This is a genomic window from Lactobacillus delbrueckii subsp. bulgaricus, from assembly GCF_046938665.1.
In the GTDB taxonomy this organism is placed as follows: domain Bacteria; phylum Bacillota; class Bacilli; order Lactobacillales; family Lactobacillaceae; genus Lactobacillus; species Lactobacillus delbrueckii_C.
Genome location: NZ_JBKZCD010000020.1, coordinates 1 through 23,146, shown reverse-complemented (window position 1 = coordinate 23,146; position 23,146 = coordinate 1). Strand labels below are relative to the sequence as shown.

20 protein-coding genes and 1 other RNA gene are annotated in these 23,146 nt (G+C 51.3%); 5 read left to right on the top strand and 16 right to left on the bottom strand.

The features are described from left to right. Positions 1-4: 4 nt before the first annotated feature. From ACLUXO_RS07855 to ACLUXO_RS07795, 13 genes are all read right to left on the bottom strand, one after another. The gene (locus ACLUXO_RS07855) at positions 5-1,348 is read right to left on the bottom strand and encodes a PFL family protein (protein WP_270448555.1); all 1,344 of its coding nucleotides are present in this window, start codon (positions 1,346-1,348) and stop codon (positions 5-7) included. Next, positions 1,348-1,629, bottom strand: coding sequence for an ACT domain-containing protein (locus ACLUXO_RS07850; RefSeq protein WP_138463431.1), 282 nt, complete (start codon positions 1,627-1,629; stop codon positions 1,348-1,350). The genes ACLUXO_RS07855 and ACLUXO_RS07850 overlap by 1 nt, the downstream gene beginning before the upstream one ends. A gap of 93 nt (positions 1,630-1,722) precedes the next feature. Continuing rightward, positions 1,723-4,914, bottom strand: a complete 3,192-nt coding sequence (locus tag ACLUXO_RS07845; RefSeq protein WP_412137077.1) for a carbamoyl phosphate synthase large subunit — start codon at positions 4,912-4,914, stop codon at positions 1,723-1,725. Then, positions 4,914-5,969, bottom strand: a complete 1,056-nt coding sequence (locus ACLUXO_RS07840) for a carbamoyl phosphate synthase small subunit (RefSeq protein WP_270448559.1) — start codon at positions 5,967-5,969, stop codon at positions 4,914-4,916. The genes ACLUXO_RS07845 and ACLUXO_RS07840 overlap by 1 nt, the downstream gene beginning before the upstream one ends. Before the next feature lies 1 nt (position 5,970). Next, on the bottom strand, positions 5,971-6,885 hold the full coding sequence (locus ACLUXO_RS07835; protein ID WP_412137076.1) for an RluA family pseudouridine synthase: 915 nt from the start codon (positions 6,883-6,885) through the stop codon (positions 5,971-5,973). A gap of 1 nt (position 6,886) precedes the next feature. After that, complete coding sequence (gene lspA, locus ACLUXO_RS07830; RefSeq protein WP_050952378.1) at positions 6,887-7,339, bottom strand: signal peptidase II; 453 nt, start codon at positions 7,337-7,339, stop codon at positions 6,887-6,889. Positions 7,340-7,350: 11 nt separating this feature from the next. Continuing rightward, positions 7,351-9,030, bottom strand: a complete 1,680-nt coding sequence (locus ACLUXO_RS07825) for a formate--tetrahydrofolate ligase (protein WP_412137075.1) — start codon at positions 9,028-9,030, stop codon at positions 7,351-7,353. Then, a complete protein-coding gene (locus ACLUXO_RS07820; protein ID WP_270448563.1) occupies positions 9,023-9,379 on the bottom strand; it encodes a hypothetical protein in 357 nt (118 codons plus the stop codon). The genes ACLUXO_RS07825 and ACLUXO_RS07820 overlap by 8 nt, the downstream gene beginning before the upstream one ends. Positions 9,380-9,533: 154 nt before the next feature. Continuing rightward, a complete protein-coding gene (locus ACLUXO_RS07815; protein ID WP_412137074.1) occupies positions 9,534-10,760 on the bottom strand; it encodes a metallophosphoesterase in 1,227 nt (408 codons plus the stop codon). A 15-nt stretch (positions 10,761-10,775) separates the two neighbouring features. After that, positions 10,776-11,900 carry a THUMP domain-containing class I SAM-dependent RNA methyltransferase gene (locus tag ACLUXO_RS07810; RefSeq protein WP_412137073.1) on the bottom strand — a complete coding sequence of 375 codons (1,125 nt, stop codon included), beginning with the start codon at positions 11,898-11,900 and terminating at the stop codon, positions 10,776-10,778. A 128-nt stretch (positions 11,901-12,028) separates the two neighbouring features. Next, positions 12,029-12,389, bottom strand: an RNA gene (rnpB, locus tag ACLUXO_RS07805) — RNase P RNA component class B. A gap of 28 nt (positions 12,390-12,417) precedes the next feature. Continuing rightward, positions 12,418-12,882, bottom strand: coding sequence for a cell division regulator GpsB (locus tag ACLUXO_RS07800; RefSeq protein WP_050890017.1), 465 nt, complete (start codon positions 12,880-12,882; stop codon positions 12,418-12,420). Between the two features lie 75 nt (positions 12,883-12,957). Next, positions 12,958-13,518, bottom strand: a complete 561-nt coding sequence (locus ACLUXO_RS07795) for an SLOG family protein (RefSeq protein WP_412137072.1) — start codon at positions 13,516-13,518, stop codon at positions 12,958-12,960. A 160-nt stretch (positions 13,519-13,678) separates the two neighbouring features. Here ACLUXO_RS07795 and recU point away from each other — a divergent pair, with 160 nt between their 5' ends. From recU to ACLUXO_RS07770, 5 genes are all read left to right on the top strand, one after another. Then, positions 13,679-14,311 (top strand): Holliday junction resolvase RecU, encoded by a 633-nt coding sequence (gene recU / locus ACLUXO_RS07790; protein WP_003613482.1) that lies wholly within the window; start codon positions 13,679-13,681, stop codon positions 14,309-14,311. Beyond that, positions 14,298-16,613 (top strand): transglycosylase domain-containing protein, encoded by a 2,316-nt coding sequence (locus ACLUXO_RS07785; RefSeq protein WP_412137071.1) that lies wholly within the window; start codon positions 14,298-14,300, stop codon positions 16,611-16,613. Before recU ends, ACLUXO_RS07785 begins: the two co-directional genes overlap by 14 nt. Positions 16,614-16,758: 145 nt before the next feature. After that, entirely contained in the window at positions 16,759-18,687 is a 1,929-nt protein-coding gene (locus tag ACLUXO_RS07780) for an alpha/beta hydrolase family protein (protein WP_412137070.1), read from the top strand. 48 nt (positions 18,688-18,735) lie between these two features. Continuing rightward, a complete protein-coding gene (locus tag ACLUXO_RS07775) occupies positions 18,736-19,737 on the top strand; it encodes a D-2-hydroxyacid dehydrogenase (protein WP_412137069.1) in 1,002 nt (333 codons plus the stop codon). Positions 19,738-19,898: 161 nt separating this feature from the next. Further along, the gene (locus tag ACLUXO_RS07770) at positions 19,899-20,807 is read left to right on the top strand and encodes an alpha/beta hydrolase fold domain-containing protein (protein WP_412137068.1); all 909 of its coding nucleotides are present in this window, start codon (positions 19,899-19,901) and stop codon (positions 20,805-20,807) included. Between the two features lie 35 nt (positions 20,808-20,842). Here the strand turns inward: ACLUXO_RS07770 and ACLUXO_RS07765 are convergent, their stop codons facing one another. From ACLUXO_RS07765 to ACLUXO_RS07755, 3 genes are read right to left on the bottom strand one after another with little or no spacing between them, the layout of a single operon-like run. Then, entirely contained in the window at positions 20,843-21,646 is an 804-nt protein-coding gene (locus tag ACLUXO_RS07765) for an HAD family hydrolase (protein WP_412137067.1), read from the bottom strand. A 35-nt stretch (positions 21,647-21,681) separates the two neighbouring features. Beyond that, positions 21,682-22,311, bottom strand: coding sequence for an endonuclease III (gene nth, locus ACLUXO_RS07760; protein ID WP_412137066.1), 630 nt, complete (start codon positions 22,309-22,311; stop codon positions 21,682-21,684). 21 nt (positions 22,312-22,332) lie between these two features. Continuing rightward, positions 22,333-22,980, bottom strand: a complete 648-nt coding sequence (locus ACLUXO_RS07755) for a DnaD domain-containing protein (protein WP_412137065.1) — start codon at positions 22,978-22,980, stop codon at positions 22,333-22,335. Positions 22,981-23,146: the final 166 nt, after the last annotated feature.

The window sequence follows — 23,146 nt, the reverse complement described above, 5'->3', positions numbered from 1 at the left end:
AAAATTAGTTCTTAAAGCTGTGCACTGGGGCTGGAATCCGGCCGCCGCGGTTGATCATCGCCGCGCTTGATTCCTTGTGAACAGGCATAATCGGGGCATAGCCGAAGAGGCCGCCAAATTCAATTGAGTCGCCCACGTCCTTGCCCGGTACTGGAATGACCCGGACAGCCGTGGTCTTGTTGTTGATCATCCCAATCGCCGCTTCGTCAGCAATCATGGCACTGATCGTTTCAGCTGGCGTGTCGCCTGGTACGGCAATCATATCCAGACCAACTGAGCAAACAGCGGTCATGGCTTCCAATTTGTCGACCGTCAAAATCCCCTTTTCAGCTGCCGCGATCATCCCGGCATCTTCTGATTCAGGAATGAAGGCACCAGACAGACCGCCGACATGGCTGCAGGCCATGATGCCGCCCTTCTTGACAGCATCGTTTAACATGGCCAAAGCGGCCGTGGTCCCGTGAGTCCCCACACTTTCCAGGCCGATTTCTTCCAAAATGTTGGCTACCGAGTCGCCTTGGGCAGGAGTTGGCGCCAAAGACAAGTCCACGATCCCAAAGTCGACGCCCAGGCGCTTAGAAGCTTCCTGGCCCACCAATTGACCCATTCTGGTAACCTTGAAGGCCGTTTGCTTGATGGTCTCAGCAACCACGTCCATGGATGCGCCCTTAACCTTTTCCAGGGCCGTCTTAACCACGCCAGGGCCGGATACGCCGACATTCAAAGCCACATCGCTTTCGCCGACCCCATGGAAGCCCCCGGCCATAAACGGGTTGTCTTCAACCGCGTTGCAGAAGATGACCAGGTTGCCGTTGTTCAGCGGATTGATCTTTTCGTTCTCAATGACGATTTGGCCCATTTCCTTGACGGCATCCATATTGATCCCGCTTCTGGTTGAGCCGACATTGACGCTGGAGCAGACTCTTTCGGTTTCCTTTAAAGCTTGGGGAATTGACTTGATCAAGACCCGGTCGCCATTTTGGTAGCCCTTGTGCACCAAAGCTGAGAAGCCGCCGATCAAGTCCACGCCGACTGCTTTGGCTGCCTTGTCCAAGGTAACCGCGTACTTAACGTAGTCGCTGTCCCCTGAAGCTGCCGCGATCAAAGAAATCGGGGTTACAGTAATCCGCTTGTTGGCAATCGGAATCCCGTATTCAGTTTCCAGTTCTCTAGCTACCTTGACCAGGTTTTCCGCCTTAGTCGTGATCTTGTCGTAGATCTTCTGGCAGGCCCGGTCACTGTCTGAGTCAATACAGTCTAAAAGCGAGATCCCCATGGTCGTCGTCCGCAGGTCCAGGTTCTCGTTGTCGATCATATTGACCGTTTCCATAATCCGCCGCAAGTCCATTATTCCAGACCTCCGCTCAGTTCATGCATGGCCGCGTACATCTTTTCATTCCGGATGTTGATTTCCACGCCCAGCTTCTTGCCCAGTTCCTTCAATTCCGTGCTCAAGGCGGAGAAATCTGCCTCATCGCTGACATCAACGACCATCATCATCGTGAAGTAGCCGTTCATGATCGTCTGGGACAGGTCCAGAATGTTAATGTCTTTTTCAGCTAAAAAGCTGCTTACGCCGGCAATAATCCCGGTCTTGTCCTGGCCGACAGTTGTCAAAATTGCTCGCATCGCTTGCCCTCCTGCTTGTGAAGCTTATATCCTAATTAGGATAAGAAATAAATTTAATTTGGATTAAAAAGTTCTGTTTTAGTATAGCATCTTTTAAATTGGCTGAGTAGTCAAGGCCAGCGATTCCAGGACATCAAGGATGAGCTGGACTGTTTCCAGGCTGGAGAAAACCGGAATATGGGTATTCAAGGCCTGGTCCTTGATCTTGATCGAGTCTTCCACTGCCGAGTCCGACAGGTTGACGACATTAACCACCATCACGATCCGGTGGGTCCGGATTCTTTCCAAAAGGTTTCTTGACCCCTCCTGGATCTTGGCGATAACCCCGGTCGTAATCCCCGCCTCAGCCAGAATATTGGCCGTCCCTTCCGTGGCCGTGATCTTGAAGCCCAGGCGGGCAAAGCGCTTGGCCAGGTTGGCTACTTCCTGCTTTTCTTCATCGCTGACTGAGAAGAAAATCGTCCCATAACTTGGTATATGCAGGTCGCTGGCCTCATAGCCCTTGTAAAGGGCCTTGGCCAGGTGGCTGTCTCTGCCCATCACGGCATCAGAGGACTTCATCCTGGAGTCAAAAGTATTGTCTGAACTGTAATTGAGGTAGGAGAAGACTGGCATCTTCACGTGGATGAACTCGTCAACCGGCCAGACCTCGTTCGGGTAGCCTAAATCAGCAATCTTTCTGCCCGCTAAGACCTTAACCGCGTATTCGACCAGGTCCTTGTTCATGGACTTGGACAAGAAGGCCAGATTATGACCGGCATAAGTCTTGATCTGAAGCAGGTAGATTTCCCTGCCCTTGAGCAAAAAGTGCAGGTTGAAGATCCCTCTGATCTTGAAGCTGCGGATCAGCTTGATTGTTTCTACCCGCAGCTTTTCCGCTTGCTCCTTGCTTAAATACTGAGGGCCAAAAACCGCGATGGAGTCTGAGGCGTGGGACCCGGACTGCTCCAAGTGCTCCACGATCCCCGGGATAGTCACGTCTTCTCCATCCGTGATCGCCGTAATCTCATACTTCATCCCCGAGATAAACTGGGAAATCGTATAATCATCAACCTGGTTTTCCTGGAAGTATTTCTCCAGGGCTGGCTGGTCATAGACCACGGCCGACTTTTGCTTGCCCTTTTGGTGGTAGCCCCCGACCAAGACCGGGTAGCCCACCTGGGCCACAAAGGCTAAAACTGCCTGGTAGTCGGTCGTTGCCAAATATGGCACCCGTTTGACATCAGAAATCTTAGCCGTGTCTAAGTGGCTGATCGGCAAAAGGCGGTCGATCTCGTGCTGGCCAAAAATCTTCAAACCGTGGCTCATCAAAGGCAAACGCAAGGCGGAAACCTGCTTGCCGGAGAACTGGGTGACCACGTCCGTGATCCCTTCTTCTTCGCAGATGGTGATGATGCTGTCCAGGTTGATCGGTTCAAAATAGACCCGGTCAGCCAGGTGGTAGTCCATCGAAGCAGATTCCGCGTTGTTGGACAAAAGGACCGTCTCATAGCCCTCTTTCTTCAAGGCCGCCAGGGCATGGTAGAGCATGTAGTCAAATTCACTGGTTACTGACACCTGGAAGGGCGGCATCCCCAGCAAAAGAACCTTTTTCTTCTCCGGATCCTTGGCAAATTCCAATTCGCTTTCCACCCCGTAGCTCTGGTAGTAGACCTTGACTTTGGGCTGGTAGACCCCGGCACTGTCATCAATCGTTGAGAAAGACGGCCGGACGTCTTTTTCATTCAGCAAAGGAAATATGTCATGGACGTCCATCTTAGTCAATTTGGCTAAAAGGTCGCTGGAGAAGCCCCGGATCTTGGCCTTTAAAAGGAGGTCATGGTCTAATTCCCCCGCATGGGCAATGTCCCTGCCAATCTTGACCAGGTAGCGCAGCTTCTGGTAATAGACCGGATGAATATTCAAGACGCTGCTGATGGCCTGGTAGTCGATTCCCTGGCTAAGGGCAGCCAGCAGCTGGACCAGGTGCATTTCGTTAGGGTGGCGGAGGTCATCCAGGATCACCTCATCGCTCTTGCCCCTTTCCTTGATAAAAGCTGACCACAAGACTTCCAGGTCATTGCTGGAAATCAAGGCCTTGAAAAAGGCACTTTCAAAATTCCGCCCGATCCCGACCGCTTCCCCGGTTGACTGGGTGTGCTTGCCCAGCTGGTAGTGGTTGTAGCCAGTCTTGGCAAAGGACCAGTAAGGAATCTTGATGCTGACGGTATCAGAGACCGGTTCAATGGCCGCGCACAAGCCAGTGGCCGGGTCAGTGACTTCATTCAGCCGCAGACCGATCGCCAGCTTGGCTAAAACATAGCCGATTGAATACAGGCTGGTCTTTTGGTCCAAGACGGCGGTTCTGGTCAAGCGCGGCTTAACGGCTAAGAGCTTGTAGACCATTTCCGTACCCCGGTGGCTGATGGCGAAGTGGACGCTTAAAAAGCCGACCAGCTGCAATTTGTCCGCTATCTTGCGTGCTTCTGCCCGCAGGACTTGAATTTGGTCATTGTTCATGGTCAAAAGCGGCTTAATCAAGACTGAGTCACCTGAGTCAATCCCGACCGGTTCCAAAGACCCAGTCGCTCCGACAAAACAGAGGTTGCCGTCTTCATCACGGAGCAGGTCCAAGATGACCTCTTCACAATTAGACAAGTCTTCGGTCATCCGGTAGCTGGCCGGGCGGAAGTCCCGGTCCTGGCTCTCCTGGCGCAGGTACTGGGCTAAATCCCGGCTGCTCTTAAAGGAGATGTGGTCATCGCGCTCAAAGTAGTACTTTTTGGTTAAAAGAATCGGGAAAGAGAGCTTGTTTTCCAGCTGCTCTTGCAGGTGCTCATCATATTTTAACCCCAGGCTGTCTAAAAACCAGGTCTGCCCGACTGGCAGATGATTGGCTTCTAAAAAACGGGTCCGCTTTTGCGGGTTGGACATGGAAATGGCCCGCTCATTGATCGTTAACAGCCTGATCCCCATCTGGTGGAGGATTCCGTCAGCCTGCAGCTTCTTGGTCACGTCCAGGGCCATCAAGGAACCAAAAGCCGTCATGATCGCGTCGGGTTCTTCCATCCGGAGGATCCGCTTCAAGAAGTCCATGGTCATCGGTTCCAGGTACACGGTCAAGCCCGGTAAGGGGTCGGTTGAGACGCTGGCTGGATTGGGGTTGACCAGGACCACCTGGATATTCTCTTCTAAGAGGGCCTCGATGGCGCTCTTGGTCAAGAGGTCCGTATTGGCCACATTGCCCACCAGGGCTGAGCCGGCACCAATAATCAAGATTTTGTTTAAATCATTTTCGCGTGGCATTATTTCACCAGTTTCAAAAAGTCGTCAAAAATCACCTGGGCATCTTCCGTCCCCGGGGCTCCTTCCGGGTTGAAGGCTACCGCCAGCAGCTGCAGCTTGTCATTGCTGAAGCCGGCCAGAAGCTCATTGTGCAGGTCGAAATACTCTTCATTAAAGGTCATGGCCGTGTCATCCGGCAAAACCAGCTGGCCAATATTCATGGCCGTCTGCCAGATCTGTCCGCTGCTCTGCCCGATCACCGGGAAATTGGTCCCGTTCTGGTACTGGGGCAGGTCAACCAGGCTGAGGTCCAGGTAGGCTGAAATCGCCAAAAAGCCCAAGCCGATCCCCAGGATCGGCAGCTTGCCCAGATATTCATCCAAAATCTGCCGCAAGTATGGCAAAACCTCTTTGGCCTGGCTGGGGCCGTTAGAGATAATAATCCCGTCTGGCCGCAGGGTCTTGATATCGCGGACAGTCGCGTTATATGGCAGAACATTGGCATTGACCTGTCTTAAAGACAGTTCCCGCAGCATAGAGTGCTTGAGGCCCAGGTCGATAATGGCAATCGTCTTGCCGACATTAGGAGCAGCATAGGCGTTCTTGGTGGAAACCAAGGAGCTCTTGTTTTTCGGCAAAACCAGGGCTCTGATCTGGTCAAAGGCGTGTTCATCATTGGTATCCATGATCGAGGCCTTTAAAGGACCCAGATTCTGCAGTTTTCTGACCAGGGCCCGGGTATCAACGTTAAAAATTGCCGGCACCTTTTTTTCCTGCAAAAAGTCGCCCAAAGACTGGAAGGTGTCATTGTCGGTAATGTTCAAGGCAATGTCATTGGCAATGACCCCGCGGACACTGGGCTGAATGCTTTCGTAGTCAACCGCGTTGATCCCGTTGCTGCCGATCATCGGAGTAGTAAAGACGATAATCTTGCCCGCGTTTGACGGGTCGGTTAACACTTCCTGATAGCCGTAATTGCTGGTCTGGATGGCCAATTCGCCCGTAGCGGTGATCATGGCCCCGATGCCGTCACCGGCGTAAGAGCTGCCATCTTCAAGAATAAGGTAGCGTTTCATCTTATTTCACCCGCTTCTTTCGCAAGTCTGCAACCGTCTGCTGGAAAATTTCCGGCGGCTGGACGGAGAACTCCAGCCACTCACCTGTTGATGGCTGCTCAAAGCCCAGGGTCTTGGCATGCAGGAACTGGCCGTGGCCGGGCAGGGTCTTTCTCGGCCCATACAAGGGGTCGCCTGCCAAAGGGTGGCCGATATAGGCCATATGGACCCGGATCTGGTGGGTCCGGCCAGTTTCCAGCTGGCACTCAACCAAGCTGTAGCCCTGGTATTGCTCCAAGACCTTAAAGTGGGTTACCGCGCTCTTGCCCTTTTCAACCACCGCCATCTGCTTGCGGTCCTTGGGATTACGGCCGATCGGGGCGTCAATTGTCCCCTCTTCTTCCGCAAAATTGCCATGGACGATGGCCAGGTACTGGCGCTTGTTGGACTTGGCAGCCAGTTGCTTTTCCAGTGATTCCCGGGCAGCCGCATTTTTGGCTACCATCAAAAGGCCTGAGGTGTCCTTGTCGATCCGGTGAACGATCCCCGGCCGGAAGCCTTCCGGACTGTCGGCCAGATCCCTGGTGTGGTAGAGCAAGGCGTTAACCAAAGTGTGGCTGGGGTGGCCGGCGGCCGGGTGGACCACCATCCCCTGCGGCTTGTTGACCACGATGACGTCTTCGTCTTCATAGACAATGTCCAGGGGAATATTTTCCGCTTTAAGCGCCAATGGCTCTAACGGCAAAACGGTGACCTGGATCAGGTCACCTTTCTGCACTTTATATGAAACTTTACTCTTTTTGCCATTGACCAGGACTTCCCCGGCTTGGACCAATTCCTTGATCCGGCTTCTGGACAGGTCAGTCATTTCCTCTGCCAAATACTTGTCCAGCCGCTGGCCGCTTGCTTGTGCGGTCAGTTCATACTCACGGTTCATCCTAGTCCTCTCTTTCAATGAATAAAAGATAGCTGAAGATCAGAATCACACCAACAGTAATGGCGGCATCAGCCAGGTTGAAGATATTGAACTGCACAAAGTCCAGCTGAATCATGTCGATGACATACTTCAAATGCAGGCGGTCAATCAAGTTGCCGATAATCCCGCCCAAAACCAGGACCAGGCCCGACTTGAACATCCAGTGGCTATACTTCTTGTTGAAGTAGTAGTAAAGCACTACGGCAATGGCGACAGCGCTGACTACGTAAAAGAACCACATTTTCCCGGACAAGATATTCCAGGCCGCCCCGTTATTCTGAATATAGGTAAAGGAAAAAAGACCTGGCATCACGTCGTGGACTTCGCCCAAACGGTAATTTGTGACAATATAATACTTCAAAGCTTGATCAGCTGCCGCGATCAAGGCAGCGATCACTAATCCAACTATCTGCATAATCCTCTTTTCTAGAACAAACCGCTGATCTTGCCGGTTTCGTCCACATCAATATCCAAGGCGGCCGGGTGCTTTGGCAAGCCTGGCATGTCCAGAATGTGGCCAGTTGAAACGACCACGAAGCCGGCCCCGTTGCGGAGGCTCAAGCCCTTGACATGCAAAGTAAAGCCGGTAGGAGCTCCCAATTCCTTGACATTGTCAGTAAAGCTGTACTGGGTCTTGGCAATGATGACTGGCAGCTTGTCCTTGCCCATCTTCTTCAATTTTGCAAGCTGGTCCTTGGCCTTGTCCGTGTATTCCACGTCAGCCGCGTGGTAGATCCGCTTGGCTACCTTTTCAATCTTGGTTTCCAGGTCGTCATCCAGGTCGTAGCTGCGCTTGATTTCGTAGTCGCTCTTGTCGGCCAGTTCAACGATCTTTTCAGCTGCTGCCTTAGCCCCCTTGGAGCCTTCATCATGGGCCGTCACGATTTCGCATGGGAAGCCTTGTTCTTCAATCAATGACTTGAGCAGGTCAAGTTCTGCTTCAGTATCAGTTGGGAACTTGTTGATAACCACCAAAACTGGAATATTGTATGAACGGACATTGTTCATGTGCCGGTCCAGGTTAGCAAAACCTTCCTTTAATGAGTCCAGGTTTTCTTCCTTTAAGTGGTCAGTTGACTTCTCAGCCTGGTACTTCAAGGCCCGGACAGTCGCAACAACAACGGCAGCATCTGGCTTCTTCTCCAGCTTGGTGGAAACGAAGTCCAGGAACTTTTGCCCGCCAAGGTCTGAACCAAAGCCGGCTTCACTTAAAACGTAGTCGCTGAGATGCAGAGCCAGGTTGGTTGACAGGATGGAGTTGTTGCCGTGGGCAATGTTGGCGAAAGGTCCGCCGTGCACGAAGGCTGGAGTGTGTTCCAAAGTTTGAACCAGGTTTGGCTTCAGGGCCGTTGACAAAAGGGCAGCGATGGCGCCTTGGAAGCCCAGGTCCTTGACAAAGACTGGTTCATCCTCGTAAGTGTAGCCGACCAGAACCTTGCCGATTCTTTCCTTTAAGTCAGCAATGTCCTTGGACAGGCAAAGAATAGCCATGAGTTCGTGACCCACAGTCAGCTGGAAGCTGGCCGGGCGTTCAACCCCGTTGAACTTGGATCCTTGGCCGATCGTTACCTTGCGCAAGGTCCGGTCGTTAACGTCCAGGCCGCGCTTAATGACGATCTTTTCCGGGTCCAGGCCCAGTTCGTTGCCTTGGTAGATGTAGTTGTCAACCAGGGCTGACAGGTTGTCGATGGCTGAAGTTAAGGCATGCATGTCCCCGGTAAAGTGGAGGTTGATGTCTTCCATTGGAATGACTTGGGCATAGCCGCCGCCGGCAGCCCCGCCCTTCATCCCGAAGACTGGCCCCATAGATGGTTCTCTTAAGGCAATCACCGTCTTCTTGCCTAATTGGTTGTTGATGGCATCCCCGATCCCGATCGTCATCGTGGACTTGCCTTCCCCGGCTGGAGTTGGTGAAATTGAAGTCACCAAGATCAGCTTGCCCAGGTGGCCGTTTTCTTCACTGCGCTTGATTGCCTGCCAGTTGACCTTGGCCTTGTCGTAGCCGTATGGTTCAAGGTCCTGGCTGGTCAAGCCCAGCTTGGCCGCAACGTCAGTAATAGGCAATTCTTCTGCTGCTTGCGCAATTTCGATATCTGATTTAACCATTTCTGTCACGCTTTCTCTTAAAAACAAGATAATCAATGCTTTGATGCTTGGAAACCCGCGCCCGGTAGACTTCAAAGCCACGCCAACTAGTCACCAATTCTGGTTTTTCCTCCAGGACGAACTCCTTCCGGTAAGGCAAACGCAAGCGCGTCTGACCGGCAAAAGAAATGTAGGACTTTTTCCATGTAAAAACAAGCAGGAGCAGGAAGATGATGCCGGTTATCACAGTCGGCAGGTTGATGAACTGGCTGCCTTCCAGACAGAAGATCACAGTCAAGAAAAGCACCAGCAAGAGCCAGCTGTAATAAATGACGCCAAGGTCTCCTAAAAAGATCAAATGTTTTTTCATGAAAAACTCCTTGTCACTAGATATCTAGATTATAGCAAAAAAGCAGGAAAATACCGAGAAATACGAAAAATGTTTTTAACTATTGTTTTTAATATTCGGTAATCAAGTTATAGTTAGGACTTTAAGCCGAAAAGCTTAAAAAAAGATCGGCTTTTCACCAGGTCAAATCTAACTTCTGACTTGACTGAGTGCTCTCGTAAAGGGAGCTGATATAACTTTTCATGCTGGGCATGGCCGCCAGCAAAGTTCGGTAAGCGCTTGATTCATAAATTGCCGCGATCTCGGCTTCACTCTTATAGCTTTGCCCGGTGAAAAAGTCCCAGTGCATCTTTTTGAGCATTTCCGCGGCTTCCGGCAGGTCCTTTGCTGCTCCCTTGAGCAAGTGCTGGCGCAGAAGCAGATCATTGCTTTGGTCAAAAACTTCCTTCAGATAAGCGTGAAAGTCAGCAAAAGGCGGCAGCTTTTTCTCTTCAGCCGTTAAAAAATTGTCGATGTCAAAAGCGCGGCGCTGGTAGCTGAGGGAATTAGCAGTCAGCTCAACCATCCCATAGCCCTGGTCGCTTTCCGCGAAGCAGGATGAAACAACCTCAGGAACCGGAACCCAGCCGGACATGATGTGCTGGGCATGGATATGGCCGGAAAAAGCGCAGCGGACCGGATACTGACTGAGCAGCTGGACAATTTCACCGGCATTATTCAGTTTAAAGCCGTCATGAACCACTGAATTATGACTGTAGAGGTTATGGTGCATGAAAAAGAGGACATCTTGTCCCAGTCTTTTGGCCTCAGCCAATTCCTGGCCCAGCCACCGCCTTTCCCCATCATCGATGGCCCCGCTGGTCATAGGATGGGTATAGGAAAACTGGCTGCTGTACAGGTTGGAGTCCAGCAAAAGCAGCCGCCAGTGCGGGTTCAAATTGACTGAATATGATAAAGAGCCTGGTTCCTGGCTTGCGGCTAAGTCATAGCTGGCGGAAAAAATTTCCTTCCAGTCAGCCGGTGAAATTTGCGCAACTCGTCTTTCCTCACTGCCACTAAAACTTCTGGCCCAGCCGTCATAAATGTCATGGTTGCCCGGAATAACCAGCAAGGCAATCCCCGCTTCTTTTAAGGGGGCAAAAATCTCCCCCAGCCTTTCAGCTGACCGCTTGGCCCCATTAAAGGTCAAGTCCCCGGTAATGATCAAGGCTGCCGGCTTGGCCCTGACAACTTTTCTGACAAAAGCCCTGAGAGCCAGGTCCTGGTAGGCAATGTCCTTGCCAGCGCTGGTTTGCCGCATCTTTTCAAACCTGGCACCAAAGTCATGCAGGTCATCGGCAATTAAGTGGGGATCTGAGATCAGCCAGAAGTCTGGCCGTTCACTATCCGTAATCGTCTTCATCAGCATATCTCTTCTTTACTTGCGCTTGGCCCAGAACTGGTAGTAGTCAACCCGGAGGTTACCATTGTAGAGCTTGCGCTTCTTGCTGGCCTTTTGCCCGAAGCACTTTTCAAAATCCGGGTCCGCCGTCAAGTAGTACTGGCTGAAAGAAGTCAGCGGCCGCAAGACTTCCCCCATCTGCCGGTAAAGCTCTTCTGCCCCCTGCTTGTCTTTCAAACGCTTGCCGTATGGCGGGTTGGAAACGATGACCCCGTTTTCCAGATCGGTGGTAAAGTCCTTAACCGCGACCTGCTTAAAGCGGATGTCCTGCAAGACCCCGGCATTGTGGGCATTCAGCTTGGCTACTTCCAGAATCGACTGGTCGATATCGCTGGCCCAAATTGGCGCTTCAGCTGGCTTAACCTGGCTCTTGGCTTCTTCCAGCAGCTCTTCGTGCAGGCTCGGGTCAAACCAGTCAAAGTCGTCAAAGGCAAACTTCCGCCAAGTGCCCGGGGCAATATTGCGGGCAATCAAGGCTGCTTCAATTGGCAGAGTCCCTGACCCGCACATCGGGTCAATAAATGGGTGGGTTCCGTTATATGGCGTCAGCTTGATCAAAGATGCCGCGAAGTTTTCCTTTAAAGGCGCGCCCCCGTGCTCAATCCGGTAGCCCCGCTTGAAAAGACTTTCCCCGGTCGTGTCCAGGGACAGGCGGACAGTGTCCTTGTAAATGTGGACGTCCAGCTGGTAGAGGCTGCCACTTTCCGGCAGCTTGCCCCGCCGGTGGTATTGGGCCGCCATCTTGTCAACGATGGCTTTTTTCACAATGGACTGCACGTCCGGTTCGGAGTGCAGCTTTGAGCGGACGCTGCGCCCCTTGACTGGGAAGGCCGCGTCGACTGGCAAAAGCATGGCCCAGTCAAAAGCGTAAGTTTCATCATACAAGGTTGAGAAATCTTTAGCCGTAAATTCCTTTAACAGGATCTTGACCCGGTCAGCCGTTCTGAGCCACAAATTGCATCTGACGATGTCTTTCTGGCCGCCTTTAAAAAAGACCCGGCCGTTTTCCGTCGTCGTTTCATAGCCCAAGGACTGCAGTTCCTTGGCCACGACGCTTTCAAAACCCGCCCCCATGGTCGCGTACAATTGGTATTCTTCCATCGCTATCTCCGTTCTTTTCCTTCTGATCTTTATTCTGATTGCTATTCTGCTTTTGATATTTGCAGGCCTATTCCTAAAAAAAGAAAAAGTTGGGCTTCAAACGAAGTCCAACTCTCTGCCTTGCAAATTTCTATAAGCCACGTTCTGTTCCACCAACCGCCGGCCGCGGCTGGTTTCAGCAGCCATCTATCTCTACATGATGTAGTCCAACTTTTGGTTCATTTGCCTAAGTTGAGACGCCCCTACCAAATTTTGGGTTACACGCTCGCAGGGTTTACCTCGTTCCACCAAGCCGGTTTCCCGGCTTGCTCCGTCACTGTGGCACTTTCAAGATATTCACGCATGGCTAGGCTTTAGCGCTTTCTCTGCCGTGAGGCCTGGGGCCTCCTCCAGCTTATTGGGCTGAATACGATCACTACGGGCATCGCAGCCCGTGCGTGCGTGGACTTTCCTCAGCCGGCTCAAGGCCGGCCGCGACTGCTCAAAATTTGCAACATTACTATTATAGCAAACTTTCTTACTTTTGTAAGTCCTGAATTCCGTAAACTCTTTGTTCCAGATTGTAGACCTTCCGCTCCAAGGTTGAAAGTCTTTGAATGATTGCCATGTTGGTTGAGATTTCGCCGCTAGTGCTGCTGTTATCCAGGCTGAAGTCGGCCCGCTGCCTTTGTGAGCTCGGCACGTAAGTCTTAACGTCTTCTTCCTTGCTTTCAGTAGTTGCTGATGCCGGGACGGCTGCCGGGATTTCCTTGACGGCCTGTTCTTCTTGCTTGACCTGCTTCTCAGCGTCGATTACCTGCCCTTGCAGTTCACCAATCCGGCCGTAAAGGTCTTCAATGATATCCTGGAAGGTTTCATAGTCGGAAATGATTTGGTCCAGGTAAGAATCAACCTCATCCGGATCATAGCCCTTGACCTTGCTTCTGAACTGTTTCTTCAAAATGTCCTGCGCGGACAACTTAATATCGTTTAAATCTGCCATTAACTCTTGACTCCTTTATACTAAAGTCATTTTATCAAAAAGCGCCCCCATAAAAAAGAAAGAAAGAGTTAAAATTTACCATTCCCTTTGATTTTCTTCATAATCCCTGGCGGCTTGTTCCAGGTCATAATAATCGACCAGGTCCAGCTGGTAGTCATCCCGCTTTTCCAGGTATTTTTCGATCATCTCGTAGTCATACTTGCTCTTGCCCGGGTATTCCGGGTCATAGACCAGAAGGGCCCGGTCGGTGTGCTGGAACATAAACTGCTGGTATTCCCGGAATTGCCGGCCGCCCTGGTAGGGTCCTTTTGAAGTTGCGGACCAGAAGTCAGCTTGATTTTTCAAATTCTGCAGCTTGACCTGGTTGTTTTCGCTCCAGCGGCTGCCAAAGTCCAGATAAGGCAGCATCACTGCCAGGCGCAGGTTATAGTCCCGCCTTAGTTCCAGGGCCACTTCCGCGCTCCACTGCTCAACGCCCAGGTTAGCGCCAGTGATGACCCAGTCCAATTGCCCTTCTTCCAGCAGGTTGGTCAGGCGCTGCTTGATGGCATACTTGATTACCGTGATTTTTGGATCCTTGTCGCCAAAAGTTCCCAGTTCATAGCTCCGGTAGCCGCTGATCCAAATTCGCTGCATGCAAATTCCTCCCTTAATCTTTTTGCTTTGCCAGTTCCTTAAAAACATTGTAACATTAACCGCAAAAGCAGGAATGATCTAGCTTCAGAGACAGTTTGCAAATAATCTGATTAGGTTTCTCAAGTTTTTATTGTTATAATGACTTCCAGGAGTGAACTTTATGGTCAAATACCCAACTGGATCTGTCATGCCCCTCAGGGCAGCCCAGCGGCAAGGAGAAAAGGCCCTGCTTAAAAAGGCCAGCTTTTCTGACCGCGGGATGACCCTGGAGCAGCAGATCAATGAATCAAACCAGTACTACCTTGACGCGGGCATTGCGGTCGTTCACAAGAAGCCGACCCCGATTCAGATCGTCAAGGTCGACTACCCAAAAAGATCGCGGGCCGTCATCCGCGAGGCCTACTTTCGTCAGGCCTCAACGACTGACTACAACGGCGTCTATCAAGGCTACTACCTTGATTTTGAAGCCAAGGAGACGCGCAACAAAACTTCTTTTCCTTTAAAGAACTTTCATGAGCACCAGATCCTGCACCTTGAGCAGTGTTTGGACCAGGAGGGGATTTGCTTTGCCCTTATCGGCTTCATGACCCTGGAGCGCTACTTTGTCACCCCGGCATCTTTTTTGATTCAAGCTTGGCAAAACTGGAAGGCTGCCGGCAAGAGTTCCATGACTCTTGCTGAAATCGAAGCTAACTCCTTTGAAATTAAAAGCGGATTCCGGCCAGCCCTGCCCTATTTAGAGGCGGTCGACCGGATCATTGCGGATAGGAAACAAGAACATGGCAACAAATAGTCCAGAGCAAAAGAACACGCGGATGGCCCGCCTGCACGCCAATGACGGCGCCAAGAAGGCCCGGCCTGTTCTGCGGGTAATTAAATGGCTTTTTCTGCTCTTTTTCTTGCTGATCATCTCCGGCGTCGGCGTCTTCGCCTACTACGCTAAAGACGCGCCGAGCATCAGCACCGCCAAGCTGCAAAGCGGCGGCACATCAAGTTTTTACACTACCGACGGCAAGTTTTTAATGTCACTGGGTTCACAGACCCGGGTCTATGCTAAAGACTCGGCCATTCCCCAGACTTTGAAAGACGCGGTCGTCTCTATCGAAGACAAGCGCTTCTACTCTGAAAGCCTGGGGATCGACCCCCTCCGGATCGTGTCGTCTTTCTTGACCAACGTCAAGAGCTCCAGCACCGTGGCCGGCGGGTCCACCATCACCCAGCAGCTGGTCAAATTGACCTGCTTCTCAACCGCCAGCTCCCAGCGGACCTTGTCCAGAAAGGCCCAGGAAGCCTGGCTGGCCATGAAGGTGGAAAGAGAATACAGCAAGGACCAGATCCTGGAATTTTACATCAACAAGGTTTACATGAACTATGGGACCTACGGGATGGGGACTGCAGCCAACTACTACTATGGCAAGTCCCTCAAGCAGCTGGACCTGGCCCAGCTGGCCCTTTTGGCCGGGATGCCTAACGCCCCGGTGGCCTACAACCCTTACCTTTATCCAAAGAAGGCTAAGTACCGGCGGGACCTGGTTCTTAAGGCCATGTATGACAACAAGAAGATTACTAAGAAGCAGTACCTGGCAGCCAAGTCTGAAGACGTACAGAAGGGCCTTAAGAAGCACACGACCAGCACTGAATCCAAGCTGCGCAAGGTCGACGACGCCTACATCAAGGAAGCAATTGCTGAAGTACAGGCTGACGGCTACGACCCATACAATGACAACCTGAAGATCACCATCAACATCAACCAGGCTGCCCAAAACAAGCTTTACTCCCTGGCTAACAGCGGCAGCGTTGCTTTTACCAGCAAGAAGATGCAGATCGGGGCCACGGTCATCAACCCGAAGAACGGACATGTTATCGCCATCCTCGGGGGCCGGAAGTTGCCGTCAGTCCAGCTGGGACTTGACCGGGCGGTCCAGACAGGCCGGTCAACCGGGTCAACGATCAAGCCGGTCTTAGACTACGCTCCAGCAATTCAATACCTCAACTGGGGAACCAGCCATATCCTGCAGGATACCAAGTACACCTACCCGGGCACTAATATCCAGCTTTATGACTGGGACAACACTTACCAGGGGGCAATGAGCATGCGCTATGCCCTGGTTCAGTCCAGAAACGTGCCGGCCGTCAGAGCCTTGAATGAAGTCGGGATTTCCCGGGCCTCGCTTTTTGCTAGAAAGCTGGGCGTGAACGTCAGTGCCAATGCTGGTCTTTCAACAGCGATCGGGGCTGACGCCTCCAGCTTGCAGATGGCGGCTGCTTATGGGGCATTCGCGACGATGGGCGTTTACAGAAAGCCGCAATTCGTCTCCAAGATCGAAACGGCTGACGGGCAGGTCCGCAAGTATGACTCTGCTGGCAAGCGGGTCATGAAGAAGTCAACTGCCTACATGATCACCGACATGCTCAAGGGCGTCTTCACCAGCGGGACCGGGACCACGGCCAAGGTCAGCGGGATCTACGAGGCCGGTAAGACCGGTACGGTTAAGTACTCTGACTCGGACCTGGTTAAGTACCCAAGCTACAGCTCAACGCCAAAGGATTCCTGGTTTGTTGGCTACACCAAGCAGTATTCAATCGGGATCTGGACAGGCTATGACAATTTGAAGGACGGAACGATCTCCGGAGTCGGCCAGTACTCAGCCCAGCTGATCTACAAGTACATGATGTCCTACTTGATGGCTGACGAAGAGAGTACAGACTGGGAAATGCCAGCAACAGTCGTCAAGAAGCGGATTGTTAAGAACACTGAAGACGAAGTGGCCTCCCCTGGCCAGTCCTACACTTGGGAACTCTTCGTCAAGGGGCATTCACCGACTGATGCTGACTACGTCTCCTCAAACAGCAATGCTTCTACTGCTTCCAGTTCAGCCGTAACTTCCAGCGTCAGCTCAAGCTCCAGTTCCAGCTCCTCGAAGTCCAGCTCGAGTTCCAGTTCAAGCGAGAAGTCCTCGTCTTCATCCAGCTCTTCAAGTTCAAGCTCAGCTTCCTCCAGCTCGGCCGCTTCTTCCAGCCAGAGCAGTGAGGCGCCAAAGACTGAAGAAAATAAACAAGACAACAATAATAATGGTGACAAGCAGGATAACTAAGCTGTTGAATTAATAATTTATCGAAAAAGCCAGAGCAACTGATTTCTTCAGGGCCCTGGCTTTTTTATCTGCTAAAATATATGGCAACAGGATAAAAACAAGCATAACTGTCAACACGACTAGCAGAAATAGAAAAGAGGAAATCATGGAAGCAATTCAAATTGAGGACTTTTTGCACTATGCCAACTTAGGCAAATTGCAGGCTAAGGGGCAGAAGCTGGTCTGGGTCAAGGGCCGGCCAGATGCCGACAAAAAAGAGAAATACCTCTACACATTAGAGACCTTGCAAGACGGACAAGTCTGCCCCCTCAGCTCTTTTGGCCAGGAAAAAGACTTCGTCTTTCTCGATGAAAACACGGTTTGCTTTGCCGGCAACCGGACCAAGGAAAAGGACAAGACCTTTATCTACCAGCTTTCTTTAAAGGGCGGTGAAGCAAGGGAAATCGCTGCTTTAGAGGGAGAAGATTTCGCGGTCGAAAATGTCTTAGCAGACGGCCGCCTGCTTTTAAGCCGGCGGGTTGACCTGCGGGCAGCTGAGAAAAAGCAGGATCCGGATGAAAAAGACTATGTGGTCTTAGATGAGTTCCCGGCCTACTTCAATGGCGACGGCATTATTTCCAAGTTCCGCGACCGCCTCTTTCTTTTTGACCCCGCCAAAAAGGAACTGACCGAACTCTTAAAAGAAGACCCATACTTCAATTTTGACCTCCACTATGTCGATGGCTCCGCCCTCTACTTCACCGGGGATTCTTACACCAAGTCCAAGGCCCGCAAGTCCGCTCTCTACCAGCTGGACTTAAACAGCCTGGAATATTCTCAGCTTTTGCCAAAAGAAGAGTGGTCAATTTTTGACATCTGCGTCTTAAAGGGCCAGCTCTACCTGGTGGCCACTGATGAAAAGCGCTACGGCTCGGAAGAAAATCCCCAGTTTTACAAGTATGATCCGGAATTCAAAACTCTTTCTTTAGCCGCGGCTTGGGAAGACTGCTGGGGCGACTGCGTAGACACCGACCTTTGCCTATTGGACGTGCGGACCAGCCGGGTCTTTGAGGACTGCCTCTACTTCACCACGACTAAGGTCGACCACACGGTATTGGAATGCTTTGACGGCGAAAAAGTTACTCCTGTCTTTGAATTTCCTTCCATCGAATTCTTCGACTTTACCAGTGACGGCACTTGCTGGTTTACTGGTCCAAATGCCAACGAGACCCAGCAGCTTTACAGCTTTAAGGACGGCCAGCTGACCAAGCAGTCCAGCTATAACGAAGATGCCTTAAAGGGCCGCTATATTGCTTCCGCCGTTCAAGTTGACTACCAAGACTATGCTGGCAATACCCAGCATGGCTGGGTTCTCTACCCGAAAGACTTTGCTGAAAAGCAAAAATACCCGGCCATCCTCGATGTCCACGGCGGGCCAAAGACAGTTTACGGGACACCCTTTTTCCACGAGATGCAGGTCTGGGCAAGCCAGGGCTACTTTGTCTTCTTTGCCAATATCTACGGCTCTGACGGCCAGGGCAACGACTACGCCAACATGAGGGGACACTGGGGCCAGGAAGACTACGAGGACTTGCTGAAGTTCACGGACGCTGTTTTGGCAAAAATCCCGCAAATTGACGCAACCCGCCTGGGCATCACTGGCGGTTCTTACGGCGGCTACATGACCAACTGGGTGATCGGCCATACTGACCGCTTCAAGGCTGCCGCCAGCCAGCGGTCCATGTCCAACTGGCTGAGCGATGCCTTTATGTCAGACGTGGGGCCTTGGGATGACCTTTACTCCATTGACGCAAATAACTTGGACGAGAAACTGGACTATGCCTGGCAGCAGTCTCCTTTGAAATATGCCAAAAACGTGACCACGCCGACCTTGTTCATCCACTCTTTGGAAGATTACAGATGTCCTTTGCCGGAAGGGATGCAGATGTTCCGGGCCCTGCTCTACTACGGGGTGGAGAGCAGAATGTGCCTCTTTAAAGGCGAAAACCACGAGCTCTCCAGAAGCGGGCAGCCAAAACACCGGATCCGCCGCTTAAAAGAAATTACTGCCTGGTTTGACCAGCATTTGCGGTAAAATATAAGAGGCAAGAAAACAAAAGGTTATGTAACAAAGGAGTTTTTTATGACTAAAATTGCCATGTATAATGTCAGCCCGATCGAAGTGCCTTACATTGAAGACTGGGCCAAGAAGAACGATGTCGAAGTTAAGACGACCGACCAGGCCTTGACCAGCGCGACTGTAGACCTGGCTGAAGGCTGCAGCAGCGTTTCACTCAAGCCCCTTGGCCCGGTTGACGAAGAAGTTGTTTACCAAAAATTGAATGAATACGGGGTCAAGTGCATCGGCCTCAGAATCGTTGGCTTCAACACCATCAACTTTGACTGGACCAAAAAGTACAACTTGCTGGTCACTAACGTTCCGGTCTACTCCCCGCGGGCGATCGCTGAAATGACGGTTACCCAGGCCATGTACCTCCTGCGCAAGATCGGGGAATTCCGCTACCTGATGGACCATGACCATGACTTTACCTGGCCAAGCAACTTGATCAGCAATGAAATCTACAACTTGACTGTCGGCTTGATCGGGGTCGGCCATATCGGCAGCGCCGTGGCGGAAATTTTCTCAGCCATGGGGGCCAAGGTGATTGCCTATGACGTAGCTTACAACCCGGAATTTGAACCATTTTTGACCTACACCGACTTTGACACGGTCTTGAAAGAAGCTGACATCGTTTCCCTCCACACTCCCCTCTTCCCATCAACTGAAAACATGATTGGGGAAAAGCAGCTGAAGGAAATGAAGAAGTCTGCCTACTTGATCAACTGTGCCCGGGGCGAATTAGTCGACACTGAAGCCTTGATCAAGGCCTTGCAGGATGGCGAAATCGCCGGTGCCGGCCTGGACACCTTGGCTGGTGAATCCAGCTACTTTGGCCACACTGGTCTGACGGACAGCGAAATCCCAGAGGACTACAAGACCCTGGCCAAGATGCCAAACGTTGTCATTACTCCGCACTCAGCCTTCTACACGGAAACTTCCATCCGCAACATGGTGCAGATCTGCTTGAGCGACCAATTGACCATCGCCAAGGGCGGCCGGCCAAGAAACATCGTTAACCTGTAATTTTTACTGAATTGATCAACGCGAAAACACCGGCAGTTTAATTTCTGCCGGTGTTTTTTGGTATATTATATTTTTTCTATTGAAAACGCTGACTTTTTTTGCTGGAATAATCCTTTTTCCTACCATACAATGGAATTAGCATGTGAAAAGGAGAAAAAATTATGGAAATTAAGAACTGGTCTTATCCGGATTTTCCGGAATACCAAACCGACTTGCCAGACGTAAAATGTATCGACAGTACCGGCGATGAAGTCAGAGTCCTCTACCACCCAAACGTTGAATACGCAGATTATGGCGGACAGAAACTAACCTTGCAGATCTTGGAGCCGTCTACGCGGAACCATCCGGATGACTTGACTTACCCGATCTTTGTTTACGTCCAAGGCTCAGCCTGGATGAAGCAAAATGTTTACCGCGACCTGCCCCAAATGGCAAAAATCGCCGCTCTTGGCTATGTCGTTGCGGTTGTGGAGTACCGGGGCAGCGACGTGGCTTCCTTCCCGAAGCCGATTCTTGATGCCCAAAATGCCGTACGCTTCATGAAGCTGCACGGGCCCGAATACCAGGGCGACCCAAAGCGGGTTATTTTAGCGGGCAATTCTTCTGGCGGCCACACTGCCGTTTACGCCAGCTTTTTCCCGGAAGGTGAAGACAATCTCTACCCAGATGTTAACGCCAAAGTAAGTGGCGTGGTCGACTTTTACGGCTCTGTCTCCGTCATGCGTGAAGACAGCAACCCGACAACTATCAACCACTTGCAGGCTGACAGCCCTGAAGGAATGGAAATGGGCCATGTTGACTTAAGAGAGAATTCTGACCTGCGCCGGAAACTGTCAGTTGAGTGCAATATCAGCAAGGATACCGACATTCCGCCAGTTTTGATCATTCATGGCACGAAAGACCGGACGGTCAACACAGCCGGCAGCACTGACCTTTATCTGAAATTAAAGGAGTGCGGCAAAGAAGCCTCCTACATCTTGATCAAGGGTGCTGACCATGGCGGCGGAGAATTCACCTCTCCAGCCGTTTTAAAGGAACTGGATGCTTTCATTAAACATGTTTTAGCGTAATATATATAAAAAAGGCCGCCTTCTCCGGCGGCCTTTTACATTCCCAAAACTTCTTTTTCAATCGTGTCCAAGACGCCATTCTCAACAGCTGGCAGTTTTGTTACAAATTTGGCTGCTTCCTTGACCTCTTCGCGGGCATTTTTCATTGCGTAGGACTGGCCCGCGAATTTCAGCATCTCGATATCGTTAAGGCCATCACCAAAAGCCATGATTTCCTCAGGCAAAAGACTATAGCGGCTTGCGAGCCATTTTAGCGAATTCCCTTTTGACACTTCAGGCTGCAGAATGTCGATGCTGGCTACTCCCGAGTTAAAAATCTGTAGTTTTTCCGCGCAGACTGCCTTAAGCTTCTCCTCAGTTTCGTCCATGCGGTCAGTGCCTGGCACTATCACGATTTCTGTGAATTCGTCATCAGGCAAAGGCAGAAAGCTAGATACATTCTGATTATGCGAGAAATAGAAATCCATTCTTTCACGAAAAGCCGGATCAGCCTGCTTTAAGAAATAACAGTAGTTGATCCCGCAGAGCATGGTCCGTTCTGCCAGGTCATTTTCCGCAATTATTTGCATTATTTTTTGAACCATGGGCCGGTCAATCTCGTCTGCTTTAATCAGCTGGCCCTTTTCAAAAATCACCGATCCATTGACGCCGCCAATCGTCATTTCATCCTTCATCGGGAAGAAGTCCGCTACTTGCTGGTACTGGTCTCCCGAAATAGGCAAGACGCGGATGCCTTTTGCGCGCAGCAGGTCAAAATCGCGTGCCCAGCGCTCACGCTCATAAAATCCCTTCCGCGGCATGAAGCTTTCATCCATATCAAAGGCAATCAATTTTATCATGGCTATCTCCTGCAAAAATTTTTGCTTTTCCCAGCTTAATCTAAATAACTGTAGGGATCCGGGTTCTTGGCCCGGGCGGGCATCTTGTAGCGGCCAAAGAAGATCATGGCATGGTGGGTATGGATCCACTCCTCCTTTGGCAACAGCTCCTCCAGCCGCTTTTCCACCTGCAAAGGCGTTGCCTTCTCCGGCACGATCTTGAACTTCTTGGCGATCCGGGACACGTGGGTGTCGACCGCGATTGCCGGAACTCCCCAGCCTTCAGCCAAAACGACATTAGCCGTCTTGTTGCCAACCCCGGCTAATTTGACCAGGTCTTCCTTCTTGCCCGGCACCTGGCCGCCATATTCAGCGACCAGGGTCTGGGCCATTTCCTTGAGGTGCTTGGCTTTAGAATGATAGAGGCCCAGGTGGGAAATATCTGCCTCGATCTCCTCCTGGCTGGCCGCCGCCATGGCTTCCGGGGTCGGAAAGTCCGCGAAAAGCTGGGGGGTCACCTTGTTGACCATCTTGTCTGTCGTCTGCGCGCTGAGCAGGACCGCGCACAAAAGCTGGAAGCGGTTGTCCCAGTTCAGCTCCCCTTTTGCTTCCGGAAACATGGCGTCAATCCGCTTCAAAACATTTCTTGCTTCTTCATCACTCAAGAGCTTTTCGTCTTTTTCCATTAAAATTCTCCCAAAAATTTACTAACGGTTTCTCTCCAGATACTGCTGGACCTCGCTGGCGGTCTTTAAATTCATTCTCTGCCAGTTCAGCAGGATCCGGTCTACATACTTGAAGCTCATGGCCCGGGACAAGACTGCTTCCCGCAGGGCCAGCTTGATAATCTCCGGGGCGTAGTGGTCCAAATTCAGCCAGTCCTGGATTTCCTCCCGCTCAATCGGGGTCAGGTAGCGGCCAAATTCGATTTCAAACTCCCGGGCCAGGTCACTCATTGGGTCGTTGTTCAAGCTGTCTTTGGCTTCTTCTAACACTTCCCCGTTCATGTCCTTGACCTGGACATGCTGGTCTAAATACTGGTCCAGCTTGTCATAGAGCTCATCTAGACTATAGCGGCTGCTGATCTTCCCGCTGGCGTCCTTGGCCTGCCTAAGAGACAGGCAGTCCTTGTCCAGCAGGCTCTGGATCAAGAGGGTGACGTCACTGACGCTGAAGTTGGTATTGGCCGCGATTTTTTCATTGCTGGGGAAGTAATTTCCCCTTTGAAAAAAAGCTTCCAGCTGCAAGACCAGGGCCAGTTCCGCTTCAGTCAAGCCCAAGCGGGCATAGTAGGCAATCAGGCCATTGCTGATGCTGGTCACCCCCAGCTGCCGGTAAAAATTGTAACTTGCCATTTTCTCACGTTCTTTCACAAAAAATAAAAGAGTGAGCTAACTCACTCTTTTATTTTAGCTTTTATTCTTGTTAAAAAACAACTAATGCGCTTATGGCTGCATTCTGTTGATCATTCTTGGGAATGGGACAGCTTCACGAACGTGGTCCAGCTTGCAGATCCAGGCG